The sequence below is a fragment of the Tessaracoccus massiliensis genome (assembly GCF_000826065.2).
Classification (GTDB): Bacteria; Actinomycetota; Actinomycetes; order Propionibacteriales; family Propionibacteriaceae; genus Arachnia; species Arachnia massiliensis_A.
In genome coordinates this window covers 60103-77763 of record NZ_LN623538.1, presented here as the reverse complement: position 1 = coordinate 77763, position 17661 = coordinate 60103, and the positions used below count along the sequence as shown (strand labels likewise).

The following is a 17661-nucleotide window of genomic DNA, read 5'->3' as shown; positions in this document are numbered from 1 at the left end:
TTTCACGCGACTGGCGGAGTCAGCCTCGGGATCGCCGAGATCAACTGGCGCGTGTAGGCATGCCTGGGGCTCGTGAGCAGCGGGAGCGTCTCCCCTGCCTCCACCAGCCGGCCGTCCTTCAGCACCGCGACGTCGTCGCACAGCGCCGCGACCACGCTGATGTCGTGGGAGACCATCACGATGCCCAACCCCCGTTCCCTCCGCAGCCTGTCCAGCAGGGCGATGACGTCGATCCGGGTGGTCACGTCGAGCGCGCTGACCGGCTCGTCGGCCACCAGCACCGAGGGCTCCGTCGCCAGGGCACGGGCGATCGCGATGCGCTGGCGCTGTCCGCCGGAGAACTCGTGCGGGTATCGGCTCAGCGTGTCGTCGCCGAGCCCCACCTCTGCCAGCGCCTCGGCGACGCGGCGACGCCGGGCGCCGGCGTTGCGTTCGATACCGAGCGAGAAGAGAGGCTCCCCCACGATCCGGTCAATCCTCATCCGCGGATCCAGCGAGGCGTAGGGATCCTGGAACACCGGCTGGACGCCACGTCGGAGACGCCGAACCTGTGCCGTGTCCCGCGCACGCAGCGGCTCACCTTCGAAGAGGACCTGTCCCGCGCTGGGCTCGCGCAGCGCCAGCAGCAGCGACAGAGCCGTGCTCTTCCCCGAGCCTGATTCACCGACGATCCCGAGGCTCCGGCCCGGTTGCACCGTCATGCTCACGCCGTCGAGCGCCGGTTGCCTCGCCCCGCGGTAGCGGAAGGTGACGTCGTCGAGTGCCAGGATGCTCATCCGATCCGCCCCGTCGTCAGGGCAGCGTCCAGCGCGCGGGCGCTGCCGATCAACCGTTGTGTGTAGGCGTCCTGAGGCTCCTCGATCAGGCGCCCCACCGGCCCCTCCTCCACGACCTTCCCCGAACGCATCACGATGGCGCGCTCGACGGTGGCAGAGACCACCGCGATGTCGTGCGAGACGAACACCAGCCCCATGCCATGGGCATCCGCCACGCGCGTCAGCAGATCGAGGATCTCGGCCTGCACCGTGACGTCCAAGGCTGTCGTCGGCTCATCCGCGATCAGCACCCGCGGCCGACACGCCAGCGCTGCGGCGATGGCGACCCGCTGCCGTTGACCGCCGGAGATCTCGTGGGGGAAGGCTCGCAGCAGCCGGTCGTCCGAGGGCAGGGAGACCTCCGCCAGGGCGTCCTTGACCGCGGATGACAGCGCCGAGCCGCGCAGGCCCCTGTGCCGCCGGATGGGCTCGGCGATCAGCTTCTCGACGCGCGCGAGGGGATCCAGCGCCGTGGAGGGATCCTGGAAGACCATCGTGGCCTTCACCCCCCGCACGCTCTGCAACGCGCGCTCGGGTGCCCCCACCACCTGCTGCCCGTCGATGAGGATGGATCCACCGGCCCTGAGAGTGCGGGGCAACAGCCCGAGCATCGCGAGCGTGGTCACGGACTTGCCGGATCCGGATTCGCCGATGATGCCCAGCCGTTCGCCCTCGCCGACGTGGAACGAGACCCCGTCCACCACCCGGTGGCCGGCGCCCACGGCGACGCTGAGATCTGTCACTTCGATATAGGGGCTCATCGGCGCTCCCTCCTGGTGGGGTCGAGGCGGTCCCGCAGACCGTCGGCGAGGAAGTTCGCGCCGAGCACGATCGCGACGATCACCAGGCCCGGAGCGATCGCACCCCAGGGGGCGGTGAGCACGGTCGATTGTGATTCCTGCAGGAGCCGCCCCAGCGAGGAGTTGGGCGGCGGCACGCCGAGGCCCAGGTAGGACAGGCTCGCCTCGGCCAGCACCGCCGCGCCGAAGATCAGCGCCGCGGCCACCACCAGCGTGGGCCACATGTTCGGCAGGAGGTGGTGGCGGATGATCCCCCACCAGCCGGTGCCCGATGTGCGTGCGGCGGTGATGAACTGTTGACGCAGCAGCCGCTTTGCCAGCACGCGGGTCAGCCGCGCGACGATGGCGGAGGCCGCCACTCCGATGGAGACAACGGCCGAGGTCAGGCTCGCACCCTGGGCAGCACCGATCAGCATGGCGAGCAACAGGGTGGGGAATGCGATGACGACGTCGAGCAGGGACGACTGCAGGTCGTCCGCCCAGCCCCGTGAGAACGCGGCGATGAGACCCACCACCACGCCGATCCCCACCGCGATAGCGGTGCTGCCGATGCCGACGGTCAGGGCTATGCGGGTGCCCGCCATGATGAACGACGCGCTGTCGCGGCCCAGCCTGTCGGTGCCCAGCCAGTGGTCAGCACCGGGCGCCTCGAGCCGGCCACCGGAGGTGTCGGCCAGGTCGTAGGGCAGCCAGACCAACGAGGTCAGCGCCACAACGGCGGCGAACAGCAGCAAGGCCGCACCCACCACGAGTGTCAGCGGTAGCCGGGCGCGCCCCGCCACCTCGGGCGCGGCCTCCACCTGGGTGGGCAGCTCCACCGGCGCGCTCATGCGTCCGCTCCCGACAGGGTGGTGCGCAGGCGCGGGTCGACGAGGCGCTGGGCCACGTCGGCCAGGAAGCCGATGATCAGCACGAAGAAGGTGGTCACCAGCAGCACCCCCTGGATGCTCGGGTAGTCGTGCTGTTCGATGCCCTTGGTGAGCATGGAGCCCAAGCCCGGCAGCGTGAAGACGGACTCGACGACGACGGCGCCCAGCAGCGTCGAGGCCAACTCGATGCCGAGGATCGAGATCACCGGCACCGACGCGTTGCGTAGCCCGTGCGCGACGAACGCCTCTCCCCTGCCGGCGCCCAGCGCACGTGCGAAGCGCAGGTAGTCGGAATCGAGCACGTCGAGCGTGGCGGAGCGGACGTAGCGGGTCAGCGACGCGCTCATCACAGCGACGATGGTGAGCACCGGGAGGGTCAGCGAGCGCAGCGCCCCTGCCGGGTCAGCCCAGCCGTCGCGTGGGAAACTGCCGGACGGAAACAGCCGCAACTGGAGCGCGAGGATCCACACCAGCAGGATGCCGATCCAGAACACGGGCACCGCGATGCCCACCTGAGACAGCCCCGACAACAGCACGCCCAGCCGGGTGTGGGCTTGAGTGGCGGCGAAGTACCCGACGAAGCTGGCCACGAGCAGGGACAGCGTGAAGGCGATCAGCGTGAGGGGAATCGTGACGCCCAGCCGCTGCACAATCTCCGGCAGCACCTCGGTGCCGCTGATGAACGATTCTCCGAGGTCGAGCCGCATTACCTCGCCCAGCCACACGAGAAGCTGCTGCCAGATCGGCAGGTTCGAGCCCACCTGATCCTGGGCCGCCTCGATCTGTTCAGGCGTCGCGTCGATCGACAACAGAGCGTTGGCGGGGTCTCCCGGCAGGAGGCGCAGCAGGACGAAGATGGCGAGCATGGCCAACACGAAGCTGAGCAGCAGGAAGCCCAGCCGGCGCGCCAGATAGGAGATCATGGCGCGCCCACCCGGGTGCGATGGTCGGTCAGGGGCAACTCTCAGCCCTTAGTGATGTCGTAGACGTGGAACTGCGAGTTCAACCCGTTGACGGGGAAGCCCGCCACGTCCGCGTGGGCAACCACGATCTGCGGGAACAGGTAGAGCCAGTTGCTGGCGGCCTCACCAGCGATGATCCGGTTAGCCTCCTTCAGCTTCTCGGCCTGCTCCTCCGGGCTGGCGGCCTGCTCGGCCTCGTCTACGAGGCGCTGCACGTCGGCATTGTCGTAGCCCCAGTAGAAATCGGGGTTGGCGTACCAGACCACGTCGCGGTCGTTGACGTGCTCCTGCAGCGTGGCCTCGAAGGCGCGCTCCTTGAACACCTTCTCGTACCACTCGTCCGACGTGATCGTCTCGATCTCCACGGTGATGTTCACCCTGGCGAGCTCAGACTTCAGGAACTCCGCCACCTGCGGGTGGGGATCGTAGTTGGGGGTCTGGAGCGTGAAGGAGAACCCGTCGGCATGGCCGGCCTCGGCGAGAAGCTCCTTCGCCAGGTCTGGATCGTAGGGGTTGAGACTGGTCAGATCCTCGTACCAGGGGTCGGTGGGCGGCACCATCGAGCCGATGAGCGTGCCGCGGCCGTCCCAGATCGCGCTGAGGAGCTTTTCGCGGTCCACCGCGGAGTAGATGGCGCGGCGCACGCGGGCGTCGTCGAACGGGGCCACGCGGTCATTGAAGGCGAGCAGTTCCTTCACCGTCGAGGTGCCTTCGCTGATCTGGAACTCGGGGTTGTCCTCGAACGGCACCAGCGAATCCGGGCTCTGGATGGCGGTCACGAGATCGAGCTGCCCAGTGAGCAGCGAGTTGCCGAGCGCGCTGGCATCGGTGAAGTAGTTGAAGGTGACCCTTCCGTTGCTGGCGGGGTCACCCCAGTAGTCGTCGTTGCGCACGAGGCTGAGCGTGCTGCCACGGCGCCACTCGTCGAGCGTGTAGGGGCCGGTGCCGTCGGTTTCGGTCTGCGGATCCGCCAGGTCCGGGTTCACCACCCACACGTAGCTCATGAAGTAGGGAAAGGAGATGGACCTGCTGCTGAGGGTGAACACGACGGTGTGGTCGTCCGGAGCCTCGGCGGATTCAACGACGGCGAAGCTGGACTTGCGTGCGGCCTGGGAGTCTTCGTCGACCACCCGCTCGTAGCTGGCCACCACATCGGCGGCGACGAGGTCGCGGCCAGAGTGGAACCGCACGCCGTCACGCAGGGTGAACGTGTAGGTGAGGCCGTCGTCGCTGACCTCATAGTCCTCGGCGAGGAGGTTGCTGATGGAGCCGTCATCCTCGAGCTTGATGAGGGCCTCGTAGACGTTGCCGCCCAAGGCCTCGGTCACACCCTGCCCACCGCCGCCGGTGTTGCTGAGGTTGCCCGGCTCGTAGAGCGAACCGATCTCGATGGCCGCATCCGCGTCCGCCGCGACGGTGTCGTTGCCACCCGGGGCGTCGCCGTCGGTGGAGCCCCCGCAGGCGGTCAGCATCATGGAGGCTGCGGCGATCGCGGCAACGGCTTTCCAGAGTGTTCTCATACGGGTGTCCTTCGTGAGTGACGGCGACGGTCGCCATCCCTTGTCAACCCGCCCGGGACCCGATTCATTCCCGCTGTTGCCGGGGAATTTCCGGCGCTCAGGCGGACGCGCCGCGCTCCATCACCACAGGCGTGCCCAGTTCGACGGTTCGCGACACCGTGCAGAGCCTGTCGTGGGCCTGCCCGATGGCCGAATCGAGGATGCGGCGCGCGCGGTCCCCATCCTCTCCCTCGGGAAACGTCACGTTGAACGAGATCCTGATGTCGTCGACGCGGTTGCCGTCCCCGTCCTTGACCCGGTCCCCCGTGGCGGTCACCTTGAAGGCCTCCGGGGTCGCACGACGCGCCGTGACCATGTCCACATCGATGGAGCCGCACCCCGCGATGGCGGCCAGCAGCAGTTCCACCGGAGTGAACTCGGGCGAGTCCCCGGTACCCATCGTGATGTGGCCACCCCGCTCGTTGGTGGCGCGGAACTCGCTGCTGGAGATTCGGGTGAGAACCACCTCGGTTGCACGCCTGCTCACTTCTGCCATGGTCGATGTCCCTTCGGATCGGTTCTCGGGTGGATGTTCTCATGACGCCCGCTTGCGCCGCTGGCACCGCCCGCACCAGTACAGGTTGCGGCCCTCCATCGTGGCACAGCGGATCTCCGATCCGCACACCAGGCACGGCTGCCCCGCCCGGCGGTAGACGTAGACCTCTCCCCCGTGTCGGTCGACGCGCGGGTCGCGGCCCTGCGCCTCGGGGCCGTGTTCCTCGCGCACCGTGTCGATCCGGCCATGGTCGACGGCGTAGTGCATCAGATGCACCATGTCGGCCCACAGCACATTCCAGGTGCGCCGGTCGATCTCCCGGCCGGGCACGGTGGGGTTCAAGCGGTGGCGGTAGAGCACCTCGGCGCGGAAGATGTTGCCGACCCCTGCGGCCACCCGCTGATCCATCAGCAGCGCGGCGATCGACTTGCCGGAGCGCCGCAGCCGCTCGAACCCGCGCGCCGGGTCCGCATCGTCGCGCAGTGGATCCGGCCCGCTCGCCTCGACGACTGCGTCGCGCTCGTCCTGCGTGATGGTGCGGCACCACTGGGGACCGCGGAGGTCGGCCATGGTGCGTCCGTTGTGCACCCTCAGGCGCACCTGGCCCACCGGTGGGGCCAGCGGCTCGAACCGTATCTTCCCGATCAGCCCCAGATGGATGTGCACCACGTCGCCGGTGGAGAAGTCGAGGAACAGGTGCTTGCCCACGGCCTCACCCTGCAGGAAGACCGAGCCGTCGAGGGGTGCGGCGTTGAACCGCCCCTGCGGGGAGGTGACGGAGACCTCGCCCCCGCCGAACGTGGCGGTGTACTGGGAGGCGAGCCGGTGAATGACGTGACCCTCAGGCATCCCGCCACTCTAGCCAGCGCCCTAGACTGTGGGCATGAGCGATGAGCAACAGCAGCGGCGCGAGTTCGGGCGCGATGGCGTCTCAGGTCTGGTGGACCGCGAGCGGGCGCTCCGCGCCAAGCTGCTGCCCCGCCGCGAGGGCGAACGCCGGCCGCAACCACGCCGCGATGCGCAGCCACGTTGAGCGTTCAACCGGAAAAAAGCGGCCCAGATCCAGGCTCAGCGGTTCTCGTATGCCGTGATGAGGTCGATGCGGCGCTGATGCCGCTCCTCCCCCAGCCATTCGGTGGCGATGAAGGCCTTGACGATCTCGTAGGACTCCTCGAGCGGCTGCATGCGCCCGCCCAGTGACACGATGTTGGCGTTGTTGTGCTCGCGCGCCAGGGTGGCCAACTCCGTGTTGTGGGCCAGCGCCGCGCGCGCGCCCTTCACCTTGTTGGCGGCGATCTGCTCGCCGTTGCCCGAGCCGCCCAGCACCACGCCCAGCGAGCCCTCCTCGGCGACGACGGCCTCGGCGCACTCGATCACGAACGGCGGGTAGTCGTCCTGCGCGTCGTACTCGTGGGCGCCGTGGTCGACGACCTCGTGGCCGTCCTCCTGAAGCCGCTCGACGAGGTAGTTCTTCAGCTCGAAAGCTGCATGGTCAGTGGCAATGTGGATTCGCATGGCTCCATCATCCCAGCCCGGCGGGCCCCTCGCCCAGGAGGGTGACGAATCCGGCCTCGTCGAGGATGGGCAACCCCAGTTCCTCCGCCTTGGCCGCCTTGGAGCCGGCGTTCTCGCCGACGACGACGTAGTCGGTGTTCCTGCTGACCGACCCGGCCGCCTTGCCGCCGCGGGTGATGATGGCCTCCTTCGCGCTGTCGCGGGTGAAGCCCTCCAGCGATCCCGTGACCACGACGGTGAGCCCCTCAAGTGTGCGGGGCGCGGCCTCGTCAGCCTCGTCCGCCATCCGCACGCCGGCCGCCGCCCACCTGTCCACGATCGCGACGTGCCAGTCCACGTCGAACCAGTTCTTCACCGATTCGGCGATCACGCCGCCCACGCCGTCGGTATCGGCCAACTCCTCCAGGGAGGCGGCGCGGATGGCGTCGAGCGAGGCGAAGCGCGCCGCCAGCGAGCGTGCCGCGGTGGGCCCGACGTGCCGGATCGACAGCGCCACCAGGACGCGCCACAGCGGCTGGGTCTTGACGGCCTCCAGGTTCTTCAGCAGGTTCTCCCCCACCGTCGAGAGCACGCGGCCGTCACGGGTGGGCGCGTCGCCGTCTGACGGCTTGGCCTGCCGGGTGTAGAACTCGGTGCGCAGCAGGTCCTCAGCCTTCAGGTCGAACAGCCCGCCCTCGTCTGCCAGCAGGCCGGCGCCCAGCAGCGCGTCCGCCCCCTTCCAGCCCAGCGCCTCGATGTCGAGCGCACCCCGCGAGGCCAACCCGAACAGCCGCTCGCGCAACTGGCTGGGGCAGGTGCGCGAGTTGGGGCAGCGGATGTCCTTGTCCCCCTCCTTCTCCGGCCGCAGCTCCGTGCCGCAGGAGGGGCAGTGTGTGGGCATCACGAACGCGCGCTCCGTGCCGTCGCGCAGGGCCACCACCGGTGCCACGATCTCCGGGATCACGTCGCCGGCCTTGCGCAGCACCACCGTGTCCCCGATGAGCACGCCCTTGCGTGCCACCTCGTAGCCGTTGTGCAGCGTGGCCATCTCCACCGTGGAGCCGCTGACGAACACCGGCTCCATCACCCCGTACGGGGTCACCCGGCCGGTGCGACCCACATTGACCTGGATGTCGAGCAGCTTGGTGTTGACCTCCTCGGGCGGATACTTGTACGCGATGGCCCAGCGGGGCGCCCTCGACGTGGAACCCAGCCTGTCCTGCTCCGAGAGCTGGTCCACCTTGATCACGATGCCGTCGATCTCGTGGGCCACATCGTGGCGGTGCTCGCCGTAGTAGTCGACGAATCCGGCCACCTCCTCGGCGGAGGAGACCACCTGGTACGCCTCCGAGACGGGCAGGCCCCACTCCTTCAACCGGCGGTAGGCATCAGACTGCGACGTGAAGGAGGTGCCTTCCACCGCACCGATGCCGTGCACGATCATCTGCAGCGGGCGCGAGGCGCTCACCGCCGGATTCTTCTGCCGCAGCGAGCCCGCCGCGGCGTTGCGCGGGTTCGCGAACGGAGCCTTCCCGTCTGCCACCAACTGCTCATTGAGGCGCTCGAAACCGGCCACAGGGAAGAACACCTCGCCGCGCACCTCCAGCACGGGAGGCGCATCCCCCTTCAGCCGGTGCGGCACCCCCTTGATGGTGAGCACGTTGGGCGTCACGTCCTCGCCCACGCGCCCGTCGCCCCGGGTGGCGGCCACGCTGAGCCTGCCGTCGAGGTAGAGCAGGTTGATGGCCAGGCCGTCGATCTTCAGCTCGCACAGGTAACGCTCTGCGGGCGTGCGCGTCAGCCATGCCGCGAGTTCCTCCTCCGAGAACACGTTGTCCAGGCTGAGCAGGCGACGGCGGTGCTCCACCGGCTTGAAGTCCGTGATGCGGGCCGCACCCACCCGCTGCGTGACCGAATCCGGCGTGACCAGGGAGGGATGGGCCTCTTCGAGTGCCTGCAACTGGCGCATGGCCTCGTCGTAGTCCGCATCTGACAACGTGGGCGAATCCGCCCCGTAGTAGGCCTCCTGCGCCTCGGCCAGCCGGTTGTTCAGCTCGGTCCACTCGCGGCGCAACTCCGGGGACTCGACCCCCGCCTCGGTCTGTTCGGTCATGGCGCTCATCGTTGCACACGCAACCACCAGGAGCAGGCCCGGAAAGGCGTCTCACCGCCCAGTTCTGCGGGAGAGTGCCCGAAATCCCACCTTTTCGTGCAGTTCGGTAGAACAATGTCGAGAGCCGTTGCCTTTGGCGGCGGCTGAAACCAGTGAACAGGAGAACCACCACCTCATGGCTACGGCGAACATCACGCGCGACGAGGCAGTCGCGCGGACCCAGGTCATCAGCACGGAGTCGTACCGGATCCACGTGGATCTCACCGGGCGCGACGTGGCGCAGCCGGAGAAGCAGTTCGTCTCCACCACCGAGCTGACGCTGACGTCGCACGGCGGCTCGACGCACCTCGACCTCATCGCCGATGAGGTGCGTGAGGCCACCCTCGACGGCGAGCCCTTCGACACCTCCGCCTTCGACGGCTACCGCCTCCCCCTCCCGGAACTCTCCGAAGGCACCTGTGAGGTGCGCGTGGTGGCCACATGCCGCTACTCCAACACCGGCGAGGGCCTGCACCGCTTCGTCGACCCGGCCGACGGGAAGGTCTACCTCTACACGCAGTTCGAGACCGCGGATGCGCGCCGCATGTACGCCAACGCCGAGCAGCCGGATCAGAAGGCCACCTTCCAGCTCACCGTCGACGCGCCCGACCACTGGGTGGTGTTCACCAACTCCGCCAGCGTGGAACCCCACGACATCGGCGACGGCTTCGGTCGTTTCGAGCACGAGACTACGCCGCGGATGTCGACCTACATCACCGCCCTCGTGGCCGGCGAGTTCCACGTGGTGCCCGGCACCATCACCACCGACGGCAAGGAGATCTCCGCCTCGGTGGCCTGCCGCCAGTCGCTGGCCGAATACCTGGACGCGGACCGCATCCTGACCACCACGCAGCGCGGCTTCGAGGTGTTCGAGGAATCCTTCGGCGTGCCCTACCCGTTCACCACGTACGACCAGATCTTCGTGCCCGAGTTCAACGCCGGCGCCATGGAGAATGCCGGCTGCGTCACGTTCCGCGACGAGTACCTCTTCCGCTCCCGCGTGACCTCCCGCGAACTGGACTCGCGCGACAACACCATCCTCCACGAGTTGGCCCACATGTGGTTCGGCGACCTGGTGACCATGCGGTGGTGGGACGACCTGTGGCTCAACGAGTCGTTCGCCGAGTGGGCCTCCCACTACGCCAACGACAAGATCTCGCAGCGCTACGACACCGGCGCCAACTCGTGGGCGTCGTTCAGCAACGAGCGCAAGGCATGGGCCTACCTGCAGGACCAGCTCTCCACCACCCACCCCATCGCCGCGGACATGGGCGACCTGGAGAAGGTGGAGCAGAACTTCGACGGCATCACCTACGCCAAGGGCGCCTCCGTCCTGAAGCTGCTGGTCTCCGTCGTCGGCGAGGAGGCCTTCCTGGCGGGCGTGCACGAGTACTTCGGCAAGCACGCCTGGGGCAACACGCAGCTCAACGACCTGCTCGTCGAACTCGAGGCCGCCTCCGGCCGCGACCTGTCCTGGTTCTCCTCCCAGTGGCTCGAGACCGCCGGCGTCAACACCCTCGCCGCGGATTTCGACGTCGACGACGAGGGCCGCTTCACCCGCTTCGACGTGGTGCAGACCGCGCACCCGGACTGGCCGACGCTGCGCACGCACCGCCTCGGCATCGGCGTCTACGCGCTCGGCGAGGACGGCCTGACCCGCAGCGAGTACGTGGAGACCGACATCGACGGCGAGCGCACCGCCATCGACCACCTCATCGGCGTGCACCGCGGCGACGTGGTGCTCCTCAACGACGGCGACCTCACCTACGCCAAGGTCCGCCTCGACGAGCAGTCCGCCGCCGCGCTGGTGGAGCACATCGGCGCGCTGACCGATCCGCTCGCCCGCGCCGTCGCGCTGACCGCGTTCTGGGAGATGACCCGCGACGCGGAGTTCCCCTCCCAGCAGTACAAGCGCCTCGTGCAGGCCGCGCTGCCGTCGGAGCAGGACATGGCCGGCGTCTCCACGCTGCTGAACCAGGCCACCAACGCCTCCCTCGCCTTCACCGCGCCCGAGCTGCGCGACGAGCTCAACACCCGCTGGGTGGGCGGACTGGCCAAACTCCTCAAGGACGCCGAGCCCGGCTCCGACAAGCAGGTGCTGATCGCCAAGGCTCTGGTCGCCAACATCCGCTCCGCCGAGGGCATCGAGTTGCTGCGCGGCTGGCTGAACGGCGAGGAGGTGCCCGCGGGGCTGGCCATCGACACCGGCATGCGCTGGGCCATCACCGCCTCGCTGGCGAAGCTGGGCGCGATCGGCCACGACGAGATCTCGGCCGAACTGGACCGCGACAACACCTCCGCCGGGGCCGAGCAGGCCGCTGGCGCGGGCGCCGCTGTACCGGACGAGGATTCCAAGGCTCAGGCCTGGTCGCTGGCCACCGACGACGCGGACGTGCCCAACGAGACGCACCGCGCCATCTGCATGGGCTTCTGGCGCTACGGCCAGGACGAGGTGCTGGAGCCCTACCCGGCCGCCTATCTCGATCTGCTGGGGAAGATCTCGCGCCGCGAGGGCCCATGGGCAGAGCGGGGCTACGCCACCGTGGGCACCGCCCTGCGGTGGTTGTTCCCGACGCCGCTGGTCACCGAGTCCCTCGTGGCCACCGTGCAGGCGTGGCTTGATGACAACGAGCCCAGCGAGCAGGTGCGCCGCAGCGTCACCGAACGCCTCGACGAGGCCAGGCGCGCGCTGAAGGCCCAGGGGCGCAGCCGCAACGCTGGTTGAGCCGGCCGGCCGCGAGCTAGCGAGCGGAGCGGTCGCGTCGAACCCCCCAAGCGTCCGTTTCCGGCCGGTGCGGATGCTTGGGGGTTTCGACACGGTCTTCACTCAGAGGAGTTCCACCACGATGGTGGCGAGGAAGCATGCAAAAGGTCCGTCGAAGAAGTCGTTCTCGCCCGGCCTCAGGGACGTGGTGGCCGGAGGATGCCCCGCAACCCCGGCGCAGTTACAGGGACTGATCGGGGCGGGAGGCGTCCAGGTCGTGGCGGGCGACGACCGTGCCGAGTTCACGCTCGCGCCGCTCACGGGCGAGTTTGGGGCCGAAGTACAGCAGGGCCACGATCACGCCGAAGGCCAGCGGGCCGATCACCATCAGCAGCATGAGGAACGTGTCAGAGACGGGCTCCGGCTGGGGCCAGCCTGGAAGGACCTCAAGAGGGAGCAGGTTCATGGGCTGCACTCTATACCGAACTGGGGTGCCGGGCATGCCGGTCCGTGCGGTAGATTCGGTGCGACCACGGGAGGAAGCCATGGAGCCACGCGCCGTCGTAGGTGCCGACGAGATGCAGTGGGCGTTGACCCGCATGACCCACGAGATCCTCGAGAAGAACCACGGCAGCGACGACGTGATCCTGCTGGGCATCATCACCAGAGGCGCGCCGCTGGCTGAGCGCATCGCCTCCATCGCCCGGGAGCAGGGCCACGACCTGCCCGTCGGCAGGCTCGACATCACCATGTACCGCGACGACCTGCGCCGCAATCCCACGCGCATGCCCAGCCCCACCGTCCTGCCCGCGGAGATCGACGACAAGGTCGTCGTCCTCGTCGACGACGTGCTGTTCTCCGGCCGCACCATCCAGGCCGCCCTCCTCGCGCTGGCAGATCTCGGCCGGCCCCGCGCCATCCAGCTGGTGGCCCTCATCGACCGCGGCGGCCGCGACCTCCCGATCCAGGCCGATATCGTCGGCAAGCACATCCCCACCGCCCGCGACGAGCGCGTCCGCGTGCATCTCGCCGAGACGGACGGGGAAGACCTCATCACCATCGAACGGAGCGGCGAGTGAAGCACCTCCTCGGCATAGCGGACCTGAGCGAAGACGAGATCTGGACCATCCTCGACACCGCCGAGGAGATGCACGAGGTCCAGTCGCGCACCATCAAGAAGCTGCCCGCACTGCGCGGGCGCACCGTGGTCAACCTGTTCTTCGAGGACTCGACGCGGACGCGCTCCTCCTTTGAACTCGCCGCCAAGTGGCTCTCCGCCGACGCCATCAACGTCTCGGCGAAGGGCTCGTCGGTGTCCAAGGGTGAGTCGATGAAGGACACGCTGCAGACGCTCGACGCGATGGGCGTCGACGCCATCGTGATGCGCCACGCCGGCTCCGGCTCCGTGGCGCAGGCCGCCGGTTGGGTCCGCGCCTCGATGGTCAACGCCGGCGACGGCATGCACGAGCACCCCACCCAGGCACTGCTCGACGCGCACGCCGTGCGCCGCCACCTCCGCGCCCACGACCTCGGCGACCTCCCAGGCAAACGCGTGGTCATCACCGGAGACCTCCTCCATTCCCGCGTTGTGCGCTCCAACGTCCTGCTGTGGCAGAAACTCGGCGCCTCCGTCGCGCTGGTGGCCCCGCCCACGCTCATGCCTCCCGGCGTCGAGGCCTGGGGCGTGGAGACGACCGCCACCTTCGACGACGTGCTGCCGGAGGCGGACGTCGCCATGATGCTGCGCGTGCAGCGCGAACGCATGTACGGCGGGTTCTTCCCGTCGGAGCGCGAATACATCGACGCCTACGGGCTGACCCCCCGCCGCCTGGCGATGCTGAAGGACGGCGCCTGCATCGCGCACCCCGGCCCGCTCAACCGCGGCCTCGAGATCTCGTCGGCCGCCGCCGACGCCGCCCGCTCGATCATCCTCGACCAGGTCTCGTCCGGAGTCGCGGTGCGCATGAGCGTGCTCTATCACCTGCTCGCGGGAGAGGAACAGTAGATGACCGCCACCACGCTTCGAGGAGTGCAACTGCCCGACGGCACGCGCACGGATCTGCACCTTGTCGACGGCGTGCTCGCCGAGGACGCCCCCGCCGACGCCGAGGTCATCGACTGCGACGGCCTCATCGCCCTGCCGGGACTGGTCGATCCCCACACGCACCTGCGCGAGCCCGGCCGCGAGGACGCCGAGACGGTGCAGAGCGGCTCCGAGGCCGCGGCCCGTGGTGGGTTCACCGCGGTGTGCGCCATGGCCAACACCCAGCCGGTCACCGACACCGCGGAGAAAGCCGAGCACGTCCATGCGTTGGGCCGCCGGGCCGGCCTCGTCGACGTCGTCGTCATCGGCGCCATCACCAAGGGACTCAAGGGCGAGGAACTCTCCGAACTCGGCCTGATGCACCGCTCCGGAGCCGGCGTGACGATGTTCTCCGACGACGGCATGTGCGTGATGAACCCGCAACTCATGCGCCGCGCCCTCGAATGGGTGGCCCCGTTCGGTGGCGTCATCGCGCAGCACTCGCAGGACGCGTTCCTGGCCGGCCCCGGCGCCTGCTGCCACGAGGGCGAACTCTCGGGTCGCCTCGGCCTGGCCGGTTGGCCGCCTGTGGCCGAGGCCACGATCATCGCCCGCGACGCCATGCTCGCCGAGGCCACCGGTTCCAGGCTGCACGTGTGCCACATCACCTCCGCAGAGGGCGTCGAGGTGGTGCGCTGGGCGAAGTCCCGCGGCATCAACATCACCGCCGAGGTCACCCCGCACCATCTCCTGCTGGGCACGGAGGAGTTGACCGGCTACGACACCGTCTACAAGGTCAACCCGCCCCTGCGCACCCCCGAACACATCGAGGCGCTCCGCGCCGCGCTCGAGGACGGCACCATCGACATGGTGGGCACCGATCATGCGCCGCACGCCCCGCAGGACAAGGACCACGCCTTCGTCGACGCCAAGCCCGGCATGCTGGGCCTGGAGCAGGCGCTGTCCGTGGTCATCGAGACCATGGTGAAGCCGGGCCGCCTCACCTGGGAACAGGTGGCCGAGCGGATGAGCCACGCGCCGGCCCGCCTCGCCTCGCTGTCCGGCCAGGGCCGCCCCCTCACTGTCGGCGAACCCGCCAACGTTGTGCTCATCCACCCGGATCGCACCGCGGAGGTGGACAAGACCGGGTCGAAGTCCCTGAGCCGGAACAACCCGTACGACGGCCGTACGCTCCCGGACCCCGTGGAGGCCACCTTCCTGCGCGGCAAGCCGACCTTCCGACGCTGACGCACCTCGGCAACCATGTGAGCATCTGGGCCTAGAGCCCGTGACCTCGCTGCCCTCTAGAGTTCTCAGCTAGGAGGAAGTGTGAACGATCAGCAGCTCGAAGACCCCACAGGGACCATCGCGATCCACGTCGAGAACGGCTCTGTGGAATCGCCACGGATCTCCAGCCAATGGAGAAACCGATTCGAACCCGCAGCACTCGCTGAACAGTTGTCTCAACTCATCGGGGAGGCCCTACCGCCCCGAGTTTCCCCACGCACTGACGCGGTCGAAGAGACACCTCACCGGGAGTTGCCGATCAACGCGGTAGCCTCCTACCTCGAAGACATGCGCCGCGGACGTCAGGCCATGCGTCGCTACCTCGCCAGGCTGAAGGCCGGCGAAGTCGAGCGCACGCGCGAGGAGCGTCACGAGGACGCCGGCAACCGTGTCAACGTCTCCACCGTCGGAGGCCGTTTCAACGCCGTGTATCTCAACCCCGAATGGGCGCAGGAGGCGTCGCTGCAGGAGCTGTGCGACACCATCCTCGCCATTCTGCCCCGACCGCTGGCCGCCGCGCCCCAAGTTGATACCGACATCGCTGAAGCCCGCGGCCACTTCGCCGCCGCCCGCCAACATTTCATCGCATCGTGACCCGGAGGTAGTGAACCATGAGCCCCCAAGACACCATTGATCTCATCAGACAGATGACAGAAGACCTGACTGACGCCTACGAGCTCCAAGCGGAACTGGTGCTCGCGGAACTTGACGCCGCCCAAGGCCTCGTCGGGGACTTCAAGGAGTACTCCTGTGAATCGTGGCCGTTCTGCCCCTCGGGCGGCTACTACAGCGAGGAAGAGCCCAGCGGGTTCGACAAGTTCTGGCACAACATCCGTGGCAAAGACCACACGCGTCAGGGCGAGGCCATGGAGCACATCGAGTCCGCCCGCACCGAGTACAACACCACCGACGACGAGCAGGGCACGCGTGCGGACAAACTGGCTAGGATCCCCGATGACATCGGCGACTTCCTCATCGACTGGTTCGGCGTCCACGCCGACTTCTCCGCCATCTACTACCCGGCCAACATGGAAGAGGTCCAGGCTGCGGGAGACTCCTGGCTGGGTTCCAGCGCGAATGAGTTCAACAGTGTCGTGGGCACCCAGAACCGCCGCGCGGGCGCGGCCCGCGGCCTCGTGGGGGACATGGTAACCAACACCTCCAGCTTCCTGACGAACATCACCACCACCATGGGCAACCTGAGCGATCTTGCGATCGAGCAGCAGGACATCTATCGACATGGTCCAGGACTTGATCCAGAACTACTCGAAGATCGATGGCTTCATCAGCGCCGCCAAAGGAGTCGTCGACGCCATCCAGCGGCAGCGCACCCTCTTCTTCGACCGCGTCAAGGAGCAGGGTCGCGAGCTCTCCTCCGCCATCGACACTGTCATCAATGTCGGACTGCTGGAAAACGATCTGATCAACATCGGCCCCGGTGGCGAATGGACAGGCCCAGGAGGCTCCGGCCGGAACCTGGACAACCCCGGCAACCCCTCCGACGACGAATTGCGCACGGATGTGGAGTGGTTCAAGACGCACATCGATTACTGGGACGATATCGCCACCGAGATGGGCGCACTGGAGACCAAGGCCAAGTCGACCTCAGATCTGCCCGTGCAGATGATTGACATGCCGCACGTCACAGCCGCGCAGTCATCAGCCATCAACTCCCTCGCGGATAGGCTCGAAACAGCCATCGCCGGTGGACACACCGCCGCGGAGGACATGGTGGTGGCCCTACGCACCACTATCCGCAACTACATCGACAATGAGGCCTCCTCCGCTGGCCAGGCCGACGCAATGTTCAATGAGTACTTCGGGTAACGCCCGGCTCCATCGGTACGCCTACTGCTGGGACTGACTGACGCGGTTGCGCTCGGCGCGGGGTGCACCCAGGCGCCTGAGCCACCCCTTGAAGCGGCCTCAGCGCGTCTGGCAGAGGCAATCAGCGACGCCACACCGTGGCCGGCTACCGCATCACCCCGGCTGCGGTCACTGTGTTCTCGGGTCGGCCGGTGGAACAACGCGACGTTTATCGCACCGCCGATCCCGATGAGACGCGTTTCAGCCCCGTCGCTGACACGGCGCAGCCGCTGTCGGTTCTGGGGCGCGACTTCCCTCTCGAGGACTCCCTCCACCGGGCCGTCACCCTCGTCGAGGGATGTGACGGGGAGGCTCACGTCGAGGTGTGGGCATTGGCGCCGGAAGTGGTGACGACCCACTCCACCTGCGTGTCCGAGGGCACCGTCTCCCACATGAGCCTCACGAGGCTGAGCAGGAGCAGCCCTTCAGGGTTGACGCGCTGTCGCCAGATTATGTGGCAGCCGCGTTCGATGACCTCATGAAGGATCTCGACCTGACGACGGTCGGCCGGGTGGAGGTCTCAGCGGATCCCGAGTCGAAGCAGCCCAGGATGCTTGTGCAGGACGCCGACTGGACACAAGTGGCCAGCGCTACCGTCGACAGCTGAGCGGGCTCGGGCGGCAAGCGACCACAC

General features: G+C 68.2%; 18 protein-coding genes. 8 read left to right on the top strand and 10 right to left on the bottom strand.

What is annotated here, in order from left to right; translation table 11 throughout:
- Positions 1 to 2: 2 nt before the first annotated feature.
- The 7 genes from BN1186_RS01220 to BN1186_RS01190 form a co-directional block, all read right to left on the bottom strand.
- Positions 3 to 776 (bottom strand): ATP-binding cassette domain-containing protein, encoded by a 774-nt coding sequence (locus BN1186_RS01220; protein ID WP_040281772.1) that lies wholly within the window; start codon positions 774 to 776, stop codon positions 3 to 5.
- Positions 773 to 1576, bottom strand: coding sequence for an ATP-binding cassette domain-containing protein (locus BN1186_RS01215; RefSeq protein ID WP_040281770.1), 804 nt, complete (start codon positions 1574 to 1576; stop codon positions 773 to 775). Before BN1186_RS01215 ends, BN1186_RS01220 begins: the two co-directional genes overlap by 4 nt.
- Positions 1573 to 2445 (bottom strand): ABC transporter permease, encoded by an 873-nt coding sequence (locus tag BN1186_RS01210; protein WP_040281768.1) that lies wholly within the window; start codon positions 2443 to 2445, stop codon positions 1573 to 1575. Before BN1186_RS01210 ends, BN1186_RS01215 begins: the two co-directional genes overlap by 4 nt.
- Positions 2442 to 3407 carry an ABC transporter permease gene (locus BN1186_RS01205; protein ID WP_040281766.1) on the bottom strand — a complete coding sequence of 322 codons (966 nt, stop codon included), beginning with the start codon at positions 3405 to 3407 and terminating at the stop codon, positions 2442 to 2444. Before BN1186_RS01205 ends, BN1186_RS01210 begins: the two co-directional genes overlap by 4 nt.
- Positions 3408 to 3448: 41 nt before the next feature.
- A complete protein-coding gene (locus BN1186_RS01200) occupies positions 3449 to 4966 on the bottom strand; it encodes an ABC transporter substrate-binding protein (protein WP_040281764.1) in 1518 nt (505 codons plus the stop codon).
- Positions 4967 to 5063: 97 nt separating this feature from the next.
- Positions 5064 to 5492: an OsmC family protein gene (locus BN1186_RS01195; protein ID WP_425471457.1), complete on the bottom strand. Its 429-nt coding sequence runs from the start codon at positions 5490 to 5492 to the stop codon at positions 5064 to 5066.
- A gap of 48 nt (positions 5493 to 5540) precedes the next feature.
- The gene (locus BN1186_RS01190; protein WP_040281760.1) at positions 5541 to 6350 is read right to left on the bottom strand and encodes an Fpg/Nei family DNA glycosylase; all 810 of its coding nucleotides are present in this window, start codon (positions 6348 to 6350) and stop codon (positions 5541 to 5543) included.
- Positions 6351 to 6384: 34 nt separating this feature from the next.
- Here BN1186_RS01190 and BN1186_RS15330 point away from each other — a divergent pair, with 34 nt between their 5' ends.
- Positions 6385 to 6534 (top strand): hypothetical protein, encoded by a 150-nt coding sequence (locus BN1186_RS15330; RefSeq protein WP_180348994.1) that lies wholly within the window; start codon positions 6385 to 6387, stop codon positions 6532 to 6534.
- A 35-nt stretch (positions 6535 to 6569) separates the two neighbouring features.
- Here BN1186_RS15330 and BN1186_RS01185 read toward each other — a convergent pair whose 3' ends face one another.
- Positions 6570 to 7016, bottom strand: a complete 447-nt coding sequence (locus tag BN1186_RS01185) for a ribose-5-phosphate isomerase (RefSeq protein WP_040281758.1) — start codon at positions 7014 to 7016, stop codon at positions 6570 to 6572.
- A 7-nt stretch (positions 7017 to 7023) separates the two neighbouring features.
- A complete protein-coding gene (ligA, locus tag BN1186_RS01180) occupies positions 7024 to 9117 on the bottom strand; it encodes an NAD-dependent DNA ligase LigA (RefSeq protein ID WP_040281756.1) in 2094 nt (697 codons plus the stop codon).
- A gap of 166 nt (positions 9118 to 9283) precedes the next feature.
- Here ligA and pepN point away from each other — a divergent pair, with 166 nt between their 5' ends.
- Positions 9284 to 11872, top strand: a complete 2589-nt coding sequence (pepN, locus tag BN1186_RS01175; protein WP_040281754.1) for an aminopeptidase N — start codon at positions 9284 to 9286, stop codon at positions 11870 to 11872.
- A 220-nt stretch (positions 11873 to 12092) separates the two neighbouring features.
- On the opposite strand, the gene BN1186_RS01170 is transcribed toward pepN, so the two are convergent.
- Positions 12093 to 12317, bottom strand: a complete 225-nt coding sequence (locus tag BN1186_RS01170) for a hypothetical protein (protein WP_040281752.1) — start codon at positions 12315 to 12317, stop codon at positions 12093 to 12095.
- A gap of 79 nt (positions 12318 to 12396) precedes the next feature.
- Between BN1186_RS01170 and pyrR the strand changes: the two genes are divergently transcribed.
- From pyrR to BN1186_RS16195, 6 genes are all read left to right on the top strand, one after another.
- On the top strand, positions 12397 to 12930 hold the full coding sequence (gene pyrR / locus BN1186_RS01165; protein ID WP_040281750.1) for a bifunctional pyr operon transcriptional regulator/uracil phosphoribosyltransferase PyrR: 534 nt from the start codon (positions 12397 to 12399) through the stop codon (positions 12928 to 12930).
- Positions 12927 to 13856, top strand: a complete 930-nt coding sequence (locus BN1186_RS01160) for an aspartate carbamoyltransferase catalytic subunit (RefSeq protein ID WP_040281748.1) — start codon at positions 12927 to 12929, stop codon at positions 13854 to 13856. Before pyrR ends, BN1186_RS01160 begins: the two co-directional genes overlap by 4 nt.
- Positions 13857 to 15122, top strand: coding sequence for a dihydroorotase (locus BN1186_RS01155; RefSeq protein WP_040281746.1), 1266 nt, complete (start codon positions 13857 to 13859; stop codon positions 15120 to 15122).
- A 327-nt stretch (positions 15123 to 15449) separates the two neighbouring features.
- On the top strand, positions 15450 to 15755 hold the full coding sequence (locus BN1186_RS01150) for a hypothetical protein (protein WP_139650736.1): 306 nt from the start codon (positions 15450 to 15452) through the stop codon (positions 15753 to 15755).
- Between the two features lie 645 nt (positions 15756 to 16400).
- The gene (locus BN1186_RS01145) at positions 16401 to 16988 is read left to right on the top strand and encodes a hypothetical protein (protein ID WP_040281741.1); all 588 of its coding nucleotides are present in this window, start codon (positions 16401 to 16403) and stop codon (positions 16986 to 16988) included.
- Positions 16989 to 17505: 517 nt separating this feature from the next.
- On the top strand, positions 17506 to 17634 hold the full coding sequence (locus tag BN1186_RS16195) for a hypothetical protein (protein WP_281278422.1): 129 nt from the start codon (positions 17506 to 17508) through the stop codon (positions 17632 to 17634).
- The last annotated feature ends 27 nt before the right edge of the window (positions 17635 to 17661 follow it).